Source organism: Pseudomonas sp. ok266 (assembly GCF_900110195.1).
GTDB classification, from domain to species: domain Bacteria; phylum Pseudomonadota; class Gammaproteobacteria; order Pseudomonadales; family Pseudomonadaceae; genus Aquipseudomonas; species Aquipseudomonas neuropathica.
On record NZ_FOCU01000009.1, the window covers coordinates 69507 to 84016 of the forward strand.

Sequence of the window (14510 nt, forward strand, 5' to 3'; positions counted from 1 at the left end):
TCCAGTTGTAGGAGAAACAGCCCGGTGTTATATCACAGCGCCCTATTTTTTCGCCGCCCCTCTGGAGAGCTGCCATGACCCGCGATTCGCAATTGCCCCCCTGCTCCATTCTGCTCCTGGCAGGCGGGCGCGGCCAACGCATGGGCGGTCAGGACAAAGGCCTGGTCGAGTGGCTGGGCGAACCGTTGATTGCACATTTGCAGCGTAAGGTACGCGGGCTGACTGACGACCTGATCATCTCATGCAACCGCAACCGCGAGCGTTACGCACCGTTTGCCGATCAATTGGTGGTCGATGACGAGGGCGATTTTCCGGGGCCATTGGCGGGTATTCGTGCCGGTCTGAAAGCGGCGCGCCATAGCCACCTGCTGGTTTTGCCGTGCGACGTTCCGCGAATTGACGCCGCGCTGCTGCAAAGCATGCGCGAGACTGCCAATCAGCATCCTGAAAAACCTTTAATGTTGCGCCATGACGAGCATTGGGAACCCTTGCTGTGTGTGATTCCGGTGGCTCTTCTAACGGCCTTCGAAGATGCCTGGAATGCCGGTGAACGCAGCCCCGGCCGGGTCATGCGCGGTCTCGGCGCCACTGCCCTGGAGTGCCCGGACAACGACCCCCGGCTGGCCAACCTGAACACCCCCGAACTGTTAAATTCCCACAACACTGTGTCAGACTGACACCATTCAAGGAACTCTCAAGCCTTGTATACGTCTCAAGCTCAGTAACCAAAAGAATTCCCATTCGGAGACACACCCATGACTCAACGGACCCTCGCCACTTTCATGCTCGCACTGGGCCTTGCCACCCTCGCCGGTTGCTCGTCGCCTACAGTGATCACCTTGAATGACGGTCGCGAAATCCAGGCCGTCGACACCCCGAAATACGATGACGATTCGGGCTTCTACGAGTTCAAACAGCTGGACGGCAAAGAAACCCGCATCAACAAGGATCAGGTTCGTACCGTTAAAGAGCTGTAAGCTCTGGATCGACACCGGATACAGAAAAGCCCGCATTGATTGCGGGCTTTTTCATGGGCGCTCGAAAAGTGAAGTCGATATCACCACTGCAAGGTGATCCGGCTCTCGAATTCGCGCTCCTCACCGGTCACCGGGTCGATAAACCGCAGGCCTTGCGCCAGCAGCTTCAACGGATTGGCATAGTCATCCTCGACATCTTTCAACACCTGCGGATAGAACGGATCGTTGCAGATGCTCGCCCCCAGCGCAGTCATGTGGACGCGCAGTTGATGTTTCTTGCCAGTCACCGGAAACAAACCATAGCGCCACAGATCGCCATGCTTTTCCCGAACCTCCACCGCCGTTTCGGTATTACTGGCACCCACGCCTTCCTGCATGCGGAAAAACGGTTCGCCATCGACCAGACGGCTTTTGTGCACCAAGGGGAAATTCAGATCGGGCAGTGCCGGAGCGATGGCCTCATAACGCTTGTCGATCTGCCGCGTGGGGAACAGCGACTGATAAGCCGATCGGGTTTGCGGATTGGCCGAGAAAATCACCAGTCCCGCCGTATGCCGGTCGATGCGGTGCAGCGGCACCAAGTGAGGATTGTCCAGGCGATGAATCAGCCTGCGCAACAGGGTTTGCTCAACGTATTCGCCGGCGGGCGTCACCGGCAGAAAATGCGGTTTGTCAGCCACCACCAGATGTTCGTCTGCATACAGAATCGACTCGACTACCGGGATCGGCTTCTCGTCCGGCACTTCGCGAAAATAATGAATCCGCAGACCTTCCTTGTAAGGCAAGTCCACCGGGATCGGCTGGCCATGGCCGTCCAGCACACGTCCCCGAGCGATGCGGTCCAGCCATTGCTCACGGTCAATGGCGCTGAAATGCTCGCATAGACAATCGAGTACGGTCAGCCATTTACCGGGCGGCAGATAAAGTGTGCTCGCCTGATTCTGAGCAGCGGAAAATGTAGATGTGGACATACGAAAATCGGACCCTCAATGCAGGGCGGCATTATCCAGCACTGAGGGAAACGAACCTAGCGCAGAATGTTCAGGCCGGAATTGTTTTCAGCGCTGCGGCGTCAGTGAATTCCTTGAGCCAGCGCAATACATCAACTGCCTCCCAGCGCCCCGGATCGTACAAGGCGTAGAGCAGCCCCTGATAACCGACCACATCCAGTTGCTTGTGGTAACCGGCACGCTGAAACAAGGCCTCGATTTCGGCAAAGCAAGTGTTGAAATGCAGCTTGTTGAACGGCGTCTTGCCTTCCGTGACCAGCCCGTCCAGGCGCAATTCGAGAACGGCCTCGCGCACCACGTCAACCGACATCCGGTTCACGCTGTTTTTCAACTGTTCGACATTGACCACGGTTCATCCCTCTGACGCATTTACTGTATGAACATACAGTAACCGATGAAACCGCAAAATGCCAAGGAATGCATGGCAGTAGCGACCGGCGGGATAAACCAGAAAATGCGGATTAACCCAGAAACGCGACGACCTCATCAGCGCTGAATGGCCAGTCCAGCTCAGCCCCGCTGTCGACACGGCGCAACACCGGAATCCGCAGGCTATAAGCCTCGAACCAGGATTCGTCTTCAGCGATGTCGACCAGTTCCACCAGCAAGCCGTGCTCGACAAAAGGCATCAACTCGGCCTCGGCGACTTCACACAAATGGCATCCAAGGGTGCCGAACAGCTGACATTCAGGAGGCATGATTGCTCAACCAAAAAATGAGTGGGCCTATTCTAGGCCGCACCTGAAAACCCGTCGAGCCAACGCCGCCCAAAAGCTCCAGCCCCTCAACAAAGGGTCACAGGCAAAACCCTGACGCAAATCAGTCCACAGAAAAATCATTTGCGCGATCCTCCCGGTCTTTTTGCCTCTACGCTTGAAAAGCCTGATCTGCCATCGGAGTGTCCAGTGTTTGCCAATCTGTTGATCATCCTCGCCTCGTCCCTCGTGGTCATTGCCCTGTTCCGTCGCCTGCGGTTGCCACCGGTTCTGGGTTACCTGTGCGTCGGACTGCTGGTCGGGCCGAGTGCCTTCGACTGGGTCAACGAAAGCGAACACTTGCCTGACGTAGCCGAGCTGGGCGTAGTGTTTCTGTTGTTTTCACTGGGCCTGGAGTTCTCCCTGTCGAAGATGATCGCCCTGCGCCAGGTGGTGTTTCGTCTCGGCAGCCAGCAGGTGCTGATCAGCACCGCGCTGCTCGGTTTGCTGCTGATGCTGTTGGGCATGCCGATGACGCCGGCGCTGTTGCTCGGTGCCGGGCTTTCGCTGTCCTCAACGGCGATTGTGACCAAAGAGTTGGGCAGCCTCGGCGAGGTGTTCAGCAGTCATGGCCAGAATGCTGTCGGCGTTTTGCTGTTTCAGGACGTTATCGCGGTATTGCTGCTGACGTTGGTGCCGGTGTTTGCCGGCAGCAGCGAACAAGCCTGGTACTGGGCGTTGCCTTTGACCCTGGCAAAAACCGTGGTGCTGTTTGTCGGTCTGCTGCTGGCCAGTCGCTGGTTATTGCCGAGGCTGTTTCATGAAGTGGCCGCGTCACGCTCGGCAGAACTGTTTGTGCTGCTGGCGCTGGTGATTGTACTGTTGACCGCGTGGCTGACGCACCTGCTGGGGCTGTCCCCTGCCCTTGGTGCGTTTCTGGCCGGCATGTTGCTCGGTGAAAGCCACTATCGACACCAGATCGAGGCGGATATCCGGCCGTTCCGCGACATTCTGCTCGGGGTGTTTTTCGTCAGCATCGGCATGCTCATCGACCTGCAACTGTTCGTCAGTCACAGCCTGCTGATCCTCGGGCTCACCGTCGGTTTGATGGTGATCAAGGGTATCGTCGTGGCCTTGCTGGTGAAGTGGCGCGGCAGTGACAGCGAAACAGCATGGCGCAGCGGTCTGGCGCTGGCCCAGGGGGGCGAGTTCTGCTTCGCCCTAATGGCACAGATGCAGCAACACAGCATGATGCCCGAAGCACTGAGCGACCTGCTGCTCGCAGCGACGTTCTGCTCGATGTTGTTGACGCCCCTGTTGCTGCGCGCAGCGCCACGCATCGCAGCAGTGCTGCATCGCAAACCCAATCAGGAGGCGCAGATCGAAGAGATCAGCGCACTCAATGCCGACCTCAACCAGCATGTGGTGATTTGCGGCTACGGCCGCGTCGGCCAATCCATCGGTCGTTTCATGCGCAACGCCAAGCAGCCTTTTATTGCGCTGGACAATGACCCGGTGCGGGTACAGGAAGCCGCCAGTGGAGAAAGCGACGTGCATTACGGCGACTCGTCGCGCGGCGACCTGCTGACCGCCGTGGGCCTGCTACGCGCCAGACTGTTGGTGGTTGCTGTGGATCAGAGCGACATTGCCCTGCGTATCCTCAAGGAAGCACGTCGGCTCAACGCCCACGTACCGATACTGGTGCGTACCCGCGACGACAGCCAGTGGGCCGAACTGAAAGCCGCCGGCGCCACCGAAGTGGTGCCGGAACTGTTGGAATCGAGCCTGATGCTCGCCTCTCACGCCTTGATCATGCTCGGCTTGCCGGCGCATCAGGTGCAGGAAAAAGTCGATCAGGTGCGCATCGACCGGTATCGCCTGCTTCATGGTTTTTATCCCGGTAGCGACGATGCCGAGACTTAATCCTGACTTACCGCGCCGATCTTGTGCAGCGACAGGTCGGCGCCGTAATACTCTTGTTCCTGACTCAGGCGCAGCCCGTGCAGCGCCTTGATCACGCCGTACACAGCGAAGCCACCGATCAGCGCCACCGCAACACCCTGCGCGGTGCCGATCAACTGGCTGATCAAGCTGACGCCGCCAATACCGCCGAGCGCAGTCTGGCCGAAAATCCCGCAGGCAATCCCGCCCCACACGCCGCACAACCCGTGCAATGGCCACACACCCAAGACATCGTCGATGCGCCATTTCACCTGGGCGGCGGTAAAGCACCAGACAAACAGTGCACCGGCGATCGCGCCAGTCACCAGCGCGCCGACCGGATGCATCAGATCCGACCCGGCACAGATCGCCACCAGACCGGCCAATGGACCGTTATGCAGGAAGCCCGGGTCATTACGTCCGACGAGCAGCGCCGCCATGGTGCCGCCGACCATCGCCATCAACGAATTGACCGCCACCAGGCCACTGACGCCTTGCAGCGTCTGCGCACTCATCACGTTGAAGCCGAACCAGCCGACAATCAGAATCCACGAACCCAAGGCCAGAAAGGGAATGCTCGACGGTGCGAACGCCACCAGACGACCGTCGCGATAACGGCCATTACGCGGCCCCAGCAGCAATACCGCCGCCAGCGCCAGCCAACCGCCCATGGCGTGCACCACCACGGAACCGGCAAAGTCATGAAAAGCGGCACCAAACTGCGCCGTCAGCCACGCTTGCAAACCGTAGTTGCCGTTCCAGATCATGCCCTCGAAAAAGGGGTAGATGAACGCGACAATCAAGGCAGTGGCGCACAACTGCGGCACGAAACGCGCGCGCTCGGCAATGCCGCCGGAAATAATCGCCGGGATCGCTGCAGCAAAGGTCAGCAGGAAGAAAAACTTCACCAGTCCATAACCATGATCGGCACTCAGCACCGCCGCCGGCTGCATAAAGGTCACGCCATAGGAAATCCAATAGCCTATAAAGAAATAGGCCAGGGTCGAGACGGCGAAATCACTGAGAATTTTCGACAGTGCATTGACCTGGTTTTTCTGGCGCACCGTGCCGACTTCCAGAAAGGCGAAACCGGCATGCATCGCCAGCACCATCACCGCACCGATCAGAATGAACAAGGTATTGGAGCTGTGAACCAGAGTGTCCACAGCGCTTTGCAGATTTTCCATAAGCAGGCAGACCTAAAGGCGAAAAAGGCACCAAAGCGGTTCATGCGCACATTTCATGCACCAAGTTGCGACCACGCAGTCACAGATCCGAAGGTCCGACGAACCGCTTTGGCGCACGAGATCGATGTCCTGACACGAACCGGGCTTGTTTGGGATAAGGTTTCTCGAGGCGCACGCCCGGCAACAGCGCACAACCGCCGGGGAACGCACCACGACACAGCAAAAGTTGTACCAGTCATTTGTACTGAACCTTCGCGCAAGGCTCATACTCGAACGCTTCAGACGTCACTTACGGAGATCCACCCATGGCCAGCATCAAGGCAAAGACCGCTCAAGAAATCCTGATGAACGACTTCCAGACTTTGGTCGCCGACACCGAGCGCTTGCTCGAGCACACCGCCACCCTGGCCGGCGATCAGGCCGATGAGCTGCGCGAGCAGATTCACGACAGCCTGCTGCGCGCCCGCGAAACCTTGAAACTGACCGAAGAAACCTTGCGTGATCGCGGTCAGGCGGCGGTCACTGCCACCGAAGATTACGTCTCGGCCAACCCTTGGCAGTCCGTCGGTATTGCCGCCGGTGTCGGCTTCCTGATCGGCCTGTTGGCTACCCGGCGCTGATTATGTCGATCGGTGAATCCGGCCCGGCTGCGGGCACCGCCTCTTCCACGCGACGCCTGGGCGCCGCCGTTCTCGGTCTGCTGCACAGCCATGTCGAATTGTTCGGCATTGAATTGCAGGAGCAGAAATCACGTACCGTCAGCCTGTTGCTGTTCGCAGGCCTGGCGTTGGTCTTTGCCCTGTTATTACTGGTGGGCTTATCGACACTGGTGATGATTGTGTTCTGGGACACTTATCGCCTTGCTGCGATCATTGGCCTGTGCGTGTTCTATACCCTGGCCTCGATCTTCTGCGCGCTGCGCCTCAAGGCTGCGATCTTCGATGAGTCCTCGCCTTTCCACGGCACGCTCGAAGAGCTGGCCAACGACCGGGAGCGCCTGCTGCCATGAGCCTGCCTGAACTGCCACACAACAGCTCGCGTCGGGAAATGCGCAAGGCGTTGATCCGCCTGCGCATGGAAATGCATCGTCAGGAAATCCGCCATGAAGCCGGGCAAGTGTTGCAGCCTCTGCAGCGCATGCGCGGCATGTCGCAAAACCTGCAAGGTGGTTTCGGCATCAAACACGCGCCTTTGTGGGGCGTGGCCGCCGTTACGCTATTGGGATTCATCACTGGCAAAGGCGCGAAAAGCGGCGGTGTCGGTGGCCTGACCCGCTTGATCCGGCTCGGCACCAGCCTCGGGCCGCTGATCAAACTGGTGATGCAGAGCTCGGCGAAACGCTAAACAGATACATCTGGCTACATTCTTGCACTGTCGGCGGGATGAACCTCTTTATCCGGAGGTTCAATCCCGCGCGCCTACCCGGTCGGCGGGGTTCACCAGAACAAGAACCACTAAGGAGGCCCCGTGATCGACGGGCAACCGCTCGCCTGCTTTCAGCCTTTCATCGATACCGCCACCGGACGCATTGCCGGCGTCGAAGCGCTGGGGCGCCTGCGCCAGGCCGACGGTCAACTGAACTCGGTTGGGCCTCTATTCGCCGACCCGCGCACGCCCGCCATTGCCCTGCGCCGTCTCGACCGGCAGATCCGCGATAACGCCTTGAGCCGCTTGCATGAAGCGCCGGCAGACTGGTTTCTCAGCCTGAACATGTCGCCACGCTGGATCAGTCGCCTGCGCGCCGATCAAGCCCTGCCCAGCCTCAAACAATTGGCGCGCTACGGTATCGATCCGCAACGCATCGTCTTCGAGATCACCGAACTGGGCGGCAATGGTCAACGTCTGGCCGAAGTCGTCGCGCGCTATCGCGAGGCCGGAGCGAGGATTGCTATCGATGACTTTGGCGCCGGCTACTCGCAACTCGATCGGGTGCTGGCGTTGCAACCGGACATTCTCAAACTTGATATGCGGCTGTTCCAGGCTGCGGCACTGGGTGGGCCGAGCAGCGACGTGGTCAAGGCCCTGGCGCAGATGGCCGAGAAGACCGGTTGTTGGATCATCGCCGAAGGCGTCGAGACCGAAGCACAGTTGAATTTCGCCCTGGAATGCGGATCGCGCTATGTGCAGGGATTCCTGTTCGCGCGGGCACAGGAGGCGTTTTTCCCCAGTGACGCGTTCGTCCAACGCTTCGCCGAGCTGCGCCAGCGCTATGTCCGGCAGAAACTCGTGGAGCGCGGGCGGCTGATGCAAATGCGCCAGCAACTCGCTGAACTGATGTCGATCCTGCAAGCCTGGGCTCAGGCCCATGCCCCTTTGAGCGCTTTGCCGCAACTGGACGCCTTCCCCTGGCTGCTGCGGTTTTATCAATGCGATCGCCACGGCACGCAACTGACGCCCAATCTGGAATGGCGGCAGCATGGCTGGGTCGCCGACAATCGCTATCTGGGGCACAACTGGTCGTGGCGCCCGTACTTCTATCATTTGCTCGCCGAAGGTTGGGAGGAGCGGCGCTTGACGCTCTCCAATACCTACCGCGATGCCACCAGCAATCAGTACTGCCTGACAGCCGGGCAGTTTTTCGACAACGGTGAACGTTTGCTGCTGATCGACATTGACGCCGCCGGACTGTAGTTCCGCTTGCAGGGGCGGACGTGAACCGGGAAGCTAGGGGCCAACGCCCCCAGTCACCTGACGGAGAGAATCAGCCTTGGATTGGCACACCCTGCTCAACCGCGAACGCCTCGGCAAGCCGCTGCACAGCCCGCAAGAACTTGGCCGCAGCCCTTTCCACAAAGACCATGACCGCATCATCTTCTCCGGCGCCTTCCGCCGTCTCGGGCGCAAGACCCAGGTCCACCCGGTCACCAGCAACGATCATATTCACACGCGCCTGACCCACTCGCTGGAAGTCAGTTGCGTCGGCCGTTCGCTGGGCATGCGGGTGGGGGAAACCCTGCGCAATGCCTTGCCCGAATGGTGCGACCCGGCCGATCTCGGCATGGTGGTGCAATCGGCGTGTCTGGCCCACGACATTGGCAATCCGCCGTTTGGTCATTCCGGTGAAGACGCCATCCGCCACTGGTTCCAGCAGGCCGCCGGACGCGGCTGGCTCGACGGCATGAGCGAAGCCGAACGCGCCGACTTCCTCAATTTCGAAGGCAATGCCCAGGGTTTCCGGGTCCTGACTCAGCTGGAGTATCACCAGTTCGACGGCGGCACCCGACTGACCTACGCCACCCTCGGCACTTACCTGAAGTACCCGTGGACCGCGCGCCACGCCGACTCCCTGGGCTACAAGAAACACAAATTCGGCTGCTATCAGAGCGAGTTGCCGCTGCTCGAGCAGATCGCCCACAAACTGGGCCTGCCGCAAATCGAAGACCAGCGCTGGGCGCGTCATCCGCTGGTGTACCTGATGGAAGCCGCCGACGACATCTGCTACGCGCTGATTGATCTCGAAGACGGTCTCGAAATGGAGCTGCTGGAGTACGCCGAAGTCGAATCGCTGCTGCTCGGGCTGGTGGGTGATGATCTGCCGGAAACCTATCGCCAGCTCGGCCCGCAGGATTCGCGCCGACGCAAACTGGCGATCCTGCGTGGCAAGGCCATCGAGCATTTGACCAACGCCGCCGCACGGGCCTTTGTCGAGCAACAGGACGCCCTCCTCGCCGGCACGCTGCACGGCGATCTGGTCGAGCACATGCACGGCCCGGCCAAGCGTTGCGTGCTGAATGCCAAGGACATCGCCCGCAAGAAAATCTTTCAGGACAAACGCAAAACCCTGCATGAAATCGGCGCCTATACCACGCTCGAGATTCTGCTCAACTCGTTCTGCGGCGCGGCGCTGGAACAACACAACGGTCGTACACCGTCATTCAAAAGCCGGCGCATTCTCGATCTGCTGGGCAGTAACGCACCGGATCCGCAGGGATCGTTACACACGTCGTTTCTGCGCATGATCGATTTCATCGCCGGCATGACCGACAGCTACGCCAGCGACATGGCGCTGGAAATGACCGGGCGCTCCAGTCACTGACCCGCTCGCCTACGGGCGGCCATAACGATGGCCGCCCGTATCCACACAGCCTGTGATTATCGACCCACAAGTGTCGACTGGCGTCTGATATGGCTGGAATAGCGGCAATTATTGCGCCGACGAATCAGCAACTTTAAACATCTTTAAAAAGCCATTTACGGCCAGTACTTGCAAATCATTCAAGTCAAACTATAAGCCCGTTCAAATCCAGCACTTCCTTACGTCAAACCTAGTTTGGTTGTAGTCCGTTTCTTCATTAATTGTAGGATTAATCCGATATCGTGACTGAAGCCACGTCACTTCATGCGAGTGCTCATTCAACTGAGCTAAGGTGCGCGCTTTATTCGTGCTTGCATGGGATTTGATTATGAACTCCGTTTTTATTGTCGACGATCACCCGGTCATCCGTCTCGCCGTTCGAATGCTGCTGGAGCATGAAGGTTACAAGGTCGTCGGTGAAACCGATAACGGAGTCGATGCCATGCAAATGGTGCGCGAGTGCATGCCCGATCTGGTCATTCTCGATGTGAGCATCCCCAAGCTGGATGGCCTCGAAGTACTGGCTCGCTTCAATGCCATGGGATCCCCGTTAAAGATCCTGATCCTGACGGCACAGTGTCCGACGCTGTTCGGCATTCGCTGCATGCAATCCGGCGCATCGGGTTATGTCTGTAAACAGGAGGACTTGAGTGAACTGGTCAGTGCGATCAAAGCGGTACTGTCCGGTTACAACTATTTCCCCAGCCAGGCATTGAATCCGGTGCGCAGCGACGACATCCGTTTTGCCGAACTTGAATTATTCAAATCCGTTAATGATCGCGAGTTGATGGTCTTACAACTTTTCGCCCAGGGTCGCACTAACAAGGAAATAGCCAAGGGCATGTTTCTGAGTAATAAAACCGTCAGCACCTACAAAAAACGTCTGATGCAAAAACTCAAGGCCAAATCCCTTGTAGAACTTATCGAGATGGCCAAACGAAACGCACTCGTGTGAGAGCCCGCATGCCTAGCCGTTTAAAGGACTATTTAATTGCGTTGAGCGCAGGTTTTTACCTGAGCGCCAATGTGTTCGCCATGCCCGGCACGTCACCTGACTACGCCTTGCTCAGCCGGTCGGCGGACGAGCCAGTTCCGGTCACGCTCGAACACTCCCAACGGCAGTGGCTGCTGACACGTAACGAACTGGTCGTGGGCACCTCCGCGCCCGACTACCCGCCTTTTGACATGACGACCAGCGGCAAGGATTACGAAGGTCTGACGGCCGATTACGCCGGGCTCCTCGGCCAGGCCACCGGTCTACCGATCCGGGTGCAGCGCTTTCCCTCTCGGGACGCGGCGATTAGCGCACTGGTCGATGGCCGGATCGACCTGCTCGGTACCGCGAACGGCTTCGAAGCGGGCAATGCCAACCTGGCGCTGTCGATACCCTACGCCGTTGACATGCCGGTGCTGGTTACCCGCGAGGACGAAACCCGCTCACTCACCGAAGGCCTGGCCGGGCTGCGATTGAGCATGGTCTATCACTATCTGCCGTTGCCCGAAGTCAAAGCGCTGTACCCCAAAGCGCTCATCACCTGCTACCCCTCCTACCAGAATGCAATCAACGCCGTGGCGTTCGATCAGGCCGATGTGTTTCTCGGCGACACGCTTTCAACTCACTACATGATCAACAAGGGTTATCTGAACAACGTGCGCATGGCCAATTTCGGCAAGCAGGAAGCCCAGGGATTCAGCTTCGCCGTGCGCCGCAACAACCCACAACTGCTGGCGATCATCGATGCAGTACTAAAAGCTGTGCCGGCCAGTGAGCGTGACAATATTGCCAAGCGCTGGAGCGCTGGCAGCGATCTGCTGCTCACCGACCGGAAACTGCAACTGACACAGCGCGAAGAAGCGTGGCTCAAACAGCATCCGGTGGTCAGTGTGGTGGTCAATGAAGCGTTCGCGCCGCTGACATTCTTTGACAACGACGGTAATTTTCGCGGCATCAGTGCCGACCTGCTCGAGCTGATCCGCCTGCGCACCGGCCTGCGTTTCGAGATCCGTCGCAGCCGCAACGACGCGGAAATGATCCAGCAGATCGACCGTCATCAAGCCGATCTGATCGCCGCATTACTGCCGACGGCGGAGCGCGAGAAAACCCTCAATTTCAGTCGTCCCTATCTGGAAAACTCCTACGTTCTGCTGACCCGCAAAAGCGCGGATGGTCCGACCAATCTGGGCAAGCTCAAAGGCAAGCGACTGGCGATTGCCCAAGGCAATCCGATGGTCGAGTACCTGCGTCGGGAATATCCGCGCATCCAGTTGATCGAAACGGCAGATACGTTCAGCGCGGTGTCCCAGCTCGCCGAAGGCCATGTCGACGGTGCGGTGAACTCGCTGGTGATTGCCAACTACTTCATTTCTTCACGAATCTTCAATCAGGCGCTGCAGATCACCACCACGATCGGCACGGGCCAGGCGGCGTTTTCACTGGCGACCGCGCGGGACAACACGGAACTGACGTCAATCATCAACAAGGCGTTGTTGAGCATCGCCCCCGACGAACTGGGGGTGATCAATGGACGCTGGCGCGGTTACTCGACTGTCTCGCAGAACATCTGGCACAACTACCAACGCCTGTTCTATCAAGTGATCATCGGCGCTTTCCTGTTACTGCTGTTGCTGCTGGTCTGGAACGCTTACATGCGCCACCAGATCAAAAAACGCCAGGCTGCCGAACGAGCGCTGAACGACCAGTTCGAATTCATGCGTTCGCTGGTCGACGGCACACCGCATCCAATTTACGTGCGCGACCGCCAGGGCCGGTTGCAAAGTTGCAATGAGAGCTATCTCGAAGCATTCAATGCCCGCCGCGAGGATGTCATCGGCAAAAACGTCATCGATGGCTCCCTGAGCAATGCCTTCGAGGCCCAGGCCTTTCAGGCCGATTACCAGCGTGTCATCGCCGAAGGCACGCCGATGGTCGTCGACCGGCCCCTGCACATCGGCAACCGGCGTCTGACGATCTATCACTGGATACTGCCGTACCGCGACTCCAGCGGTGAGGTGAAAGGCATCATTGGCGGCTGGATCGACATCAGCGAGCGCCGCCAGTTGTTCGACGAGTTGCGTACGGCCAAAGAACGGGCGGATGAGGCCAACCGGGCGAAAAGCACCTTTCTGGCGACCATGAGCCACGAGATCCGCACGCCGATGAACGCGGTGATCGGCATGCTCGAACTGACGCTCAAACGCATGGATCCGCAGCATCCGGATCGCTCATCCATCGACACCGCGTACCACTCGGCCAAGGACTTGCTGGGTTTGATCGGCGACATTCTCGACATCGCACGGATCGAATCCGGGCGTCTGAGTCTTTGTCCGGAACGGGTCAATCTGGTCGATACGGTGACGTCAGTCGCCAGGATCTTCGACGGTCTCGCCCGGCAGAAAAACCTCTCCCTGCAAGTCATCTTCAACCCACCGGATCTGGCCGTCGATGTGCATCTGGACCCACTGCGTTTCAAGCAGGTGCTGTCGAATCTGGTCAGCAATGCGATCAAATTCACTGAGCAGGGGCATGTGCGGATCACCCTCGACCTCATGAACACCGATGTATCTGCCCGCGCCCTGATGCAGTTGACCGTACAGGACAGCGGCGTCGGTATCAGTGCCGAGGATCAGCAGCGCTTGTTCGAACCGTTTGCCCAAGCGGAAAACAGCAGCCAGCAAGGCAGAGGTGGCGCCGGCCTGGGGCTGGTGATCAGCCGCAACCTGTGCGAAATGATGGGCGGGCAATTGCAATTGAGCAGCCAGCCTGGCATCGGCACCCAGGTCTGCGTCTCGCTGGCACTGGAAACGCTGCCGATACAGCTGAGCACGGTCAAAAGTGAATCCCCAATCAAGGCATCGCAGACCCCCTTACGCGTGTTGGTGGTGGACGACCATCCCGCCAATCGCCTGCTGATGTGTCAACAACTGGAGTTTCTCGGCCATCACTTCAGCATTGCCGAGAACGGTTGCAGCGGCCTGGAACTGTGGAAAACCGGCCACTTCGATCTGGTGATTGTCGACTGCAACATGCCGTTGATGAATGGCTATGAACTGACCCGCGCCATTCGACAGCAGGAACTGCAGGCGCGCTGTCCGCCATGCACCGTGCTGGGCTTCACGGCCAATGCGCAGCCCGAAGAAATCCAGCGCTGCAAGCAGGCCGGCATGAACGACTGCCTGTTCAAACCCCTGAGCCTGAGCCTGCTCAGCCAGTGGGTCGATGGCATCACACCGACATCAGCGCCGCCGGCTTTCAACCTGCAAAACCTGAACATGCTGACCGGTGGCAATCCGGCCCAGGCTCGCCGTCTGCTGGCGGAATTGCTCAAAAGCAGCCGTATCGACCGAGAGGAACTGCTCGCACTGTCGCCGGAACAGGATCGCGGGGCGCTGGCGGTGGTCGCTCACAAAATCAAGGGTGCGGCACGTATCGCGCAGGCATCGCGCGTGATCGAGTGTTGCGATGCCCTTGAGCAGGCCTGCGCCGAGGCCATGGCGACAGACGAAGTCGCTCGCCGTTGCGAGGCGAGCAACCGCGCCATGCTCGAACTGGAGCAGGCATTACAGCAACAATTGGCGGTGTCGGATCGAAGCACAATGAGCTTGCCTTAACTATGCTTGGCGCTGAG

At 58.9% G+C, this 14510-nt stretch carries 14 protein-coding genes; 10 read left to right on the forward strand and 4 right to left on the reverse strand.

From position 1 onward, the window contains the following. The first annotated feature begins 74 nt into the window (after nucleotides 1–74). Together mobA and BMY54_RS17810 are read left to right on the forward strand one after the other, a co-directional pair. Nucleotides 75–677 (forward strand): molybdenum cofactor guanylyltransferase MobA, encoded by a 603-nt coding sequence (gene mobA, locus BMY54_RS17805; RefSeq protein ID WP_093435107.1) that lies wholly within the window; start codon nucleotides 75–77, stop codon nucleotides 675–677. 78 nt (nucleotides 678–755) lie between these two features. Next, on the forward strand, nucleotides 756–977 hold the full coding sequence (locus BMY54_RS17810; protein WP_007908660.1) for a YgdI/YgdR family lipoprotein: 222 nt from the start codon (nucleotides 756–758) through the stop codon (nucleotides 975–977). Between the two features lie 80 nt (nucleotides 978–1057). On the opposite strand, the gene BMY54_RS17815 is transcribed toward BMY54_RS17810, so the two are convergent. From BMY54_RS17815 to BMY54_RS17825, 3 genes are all read right to left on the reverse strand, one after another. Further along, nucleotides 1058–1948 carry a pseudouridine synthase gene (locus BMY54_RS17815; RefSeq protein WP_093435109.1) on the reverse strand — a complete coding sequence of 297 codons (891 nt, stop codon included), beginning with the start codon at nucleotides 1946–1948 and terminating at the stop codon, nucleotides 1058–1060. Nucleotides 1949–2018: 70 nt separating this feature from the next. Next, entirely contained in the window at nucleotides 2019–2336 is a 318-nt protein-coding gene (locus BMY54_RS17820; RefSeq protein WP_093435111.1) for a transcriptional regulator, read from the reverse strand. Between the two features lie 112 nt (nucleotides 2337–2448). Continuing rightward, a complete protein-coding gene (locus BMY54_RS17825) occupies nucleotides 2449–2685 on the reverse strand; it encodes a glutaredoxin family protein (protein ID WP_093435113.1) in 237 nt (78 codons plus the stop codon). Between the two features lie 207 nt (nucleotides 2686–2892). On the opposite strand from BMY54_RS17825, the gene BMY54_RS17830 reads away from it, so the two are divergent. Continuing rightward, nucleotides 2893–4605: a cation:proton antiporter gene (locus tag BMY54_RS17830; RefSeq protein ID WP_093435115.1), complete on the forward strand. Its 1713-nt coding sequence runs from the start codon at nucleotides 2893–2895 to the stop codon at nucleotides 4603–4605. Here the strand turns inward: BMY54_RS17830 and BMY54_RS17835 are convergent. After that, complete coding sequence (locus tag BMY54_RS17835) at nucleotides 4602–5810, reverse strand: ammonium transporter (protein WP_093435118.1); 1209 nt, start codon at nucleotides 5808–5810, stop codon at nucleotides 4602–4604. The two genes, BMY54_RS17830 and BMY54_RS17835, sit on opposite strands and share 4 nt — an antisense overlap. A gap of 305 nt (nucleotides 5811–6115) precedes the next feature. Between BMY54_RS17835 and BMY54_RS17840 the strand changes: the two genes are divergently transcribed. The 7 genes from BMY54_RS17840 (at nucleotide 6116) to BMY54_RS17870 (ending at nucleotide 14493) form a co-directional block, all read left to right on the forward strand. Further along, nucleotides 6116–6430, forward strand: a complete 315-nt coding sequence (locus BMY54_RS17840; protein WP_007908653.1) for an ElaB/YgaM/YqjD family protein — start codon at nucleotides 6116–6118, stop codon at nucleotides 6428–6430. A 2-nt stretch (nucleotides 6431–6432) separates the two neighbouring features. Continuing rightward, on the forward strand, nucleotides 6433–6819 hold the full coding sequence (locus BMY54_RS17845) for a phage holin family protein (protein WP_093435120.1): 387 nt from the start codon (nucleotides 6433–6435) through the stop codon (nucleotides 6817–6819). Beyond that, complete coding sequence (locus tag BMY54_RS17850; RefSeq protein ID WP_093435122.1) at nucleotides 6816–7154, forward strand: hypothetical protein; 339 nt, start codon at nucleotides 6816–6818, stop codon at nucleotides 7152–7154. Before BMY54_RS17845 ends, BMY54_RS17850 begins: the two co-directional genes overlap by 4 nt. A gap of 123 nt (nucleotides 7155–7277) precedes the next feature. Then, nucleotides 7278–8441, forward strand: a complete 1164-nt coding sequence (locus BMY54_RS17855; protein ID WP_093435124.1) for an EAL domain-containing protein — start codon at nucleotides 7278–7280, stop codon at nucleotides 8439–8441. Between the two features lie 76 nt (nucleotides 8442–8517). Then, the gene (locus BMY54_RS17860) at nucleotides 8518–9846 is read left to right on the forward strand and encodes a deoxyguanosinetriphosphate triphosphohydrolase (protein ID WP_093435126.1); all 1329 of its coding nucleotides are present in this window, start codon (nucleotides 8518–8520) and stop codon (nucleotides 9844–9846) included. 367 nt (nucleotides 9847–10213) lie between these two features. After that, on the forward strand, nucleotides 10214–10840 hold the full coding sequence (locus BMY54_RS17865) for a response regulator transcription factor (protein ID WP_007908640.1): 627 nt from the start codon (nucleotides 10214–10216) through the stop codon (nucleotides 10838–10840). An 8-nt stretch (nucleotides 10841–10848) separates the two neighbouring features. Then, nucleotides 10849–14493, forward strand: a complete 3645-nt coding sequence (locus tag BMY54_RS17870; protein ID WP_093435128.1) for a transporter substrate-binding domain-containing protein — start codon at nucleotides 10849–10851, stop codon at nucleotides 14491–14493. Nucleotides 14494–14510 lie beyond the last annotated feature (17 nt).

Coding starts and splice junctions, on each gene's coding strand:
- BMY54_RS17825 (WP_093435113.1), bottom strand. CDS start 2,685: ATGCCTCCTGAATGTCAGCTGTTCGGCACCCTTGGATGCCATTTGTGT.
- BMY54_RS17865 (WP_007908640.1), top strand. CDS start 10,214: ATGAACTCCGTTTTTATTGTCGACGATCACCCGGTCATCCGTCTCGCC.
- BMY54_RS17815 (WP_093435109.1), bottom strand. CDS start 1,948: ATGTCCACATCTACATTTTCCGCTGCTCAGAATCAGGCGAGCACACTT.
- BMY54_RS17840 (WP_007908653.1), top strand. CDS start 6,116: ATGGCCAGCATCAAGGCAAAGACCGCTCAAGAAATCCTGATGAACGAC.
- mobA (WP_093435107.1), top strand. CDS start 75: ATGACCCGCGATTCGCAATTGCCCCCCTGCTCCATTCTGCTCCTGGCA.
- BMY54_RS17835 (WP_093435118.1), bottom strand. CDS start 5,810: ATGGAAAATCTGCAAAGCGCTGTGGACACTCTGGTTCACAGCTCCAAT.
- BMY54_RS17845 (WP_093435120.1), top strand. CDS start 6,433: ATGTCGATCGGTGAATCCGGCCCGGCTGCGGGCACCGCCTCTTCCACG.
- BMY54_RS17810 (WP_007908660.1), top strand. CDS start 756: ATGACTCAACGGACCCTCGCCACTTTCATGCTCGCACTGGGCCTTGCC.
- BMY54_RS17870 (WP_093435128.1), top strand. CDS start 10,849: ATGCCTAGCCGTTTAAAGGACTATTTAATTGCGTTGAGCGCAGGTTTT.
- BMY54_RS17850 (WP_093435122.1), top strand. CDS start 6,816: ATGAGCCTGCCTGAACTGCCACACAACAGCTCGCGTCGGGAAATGCGC.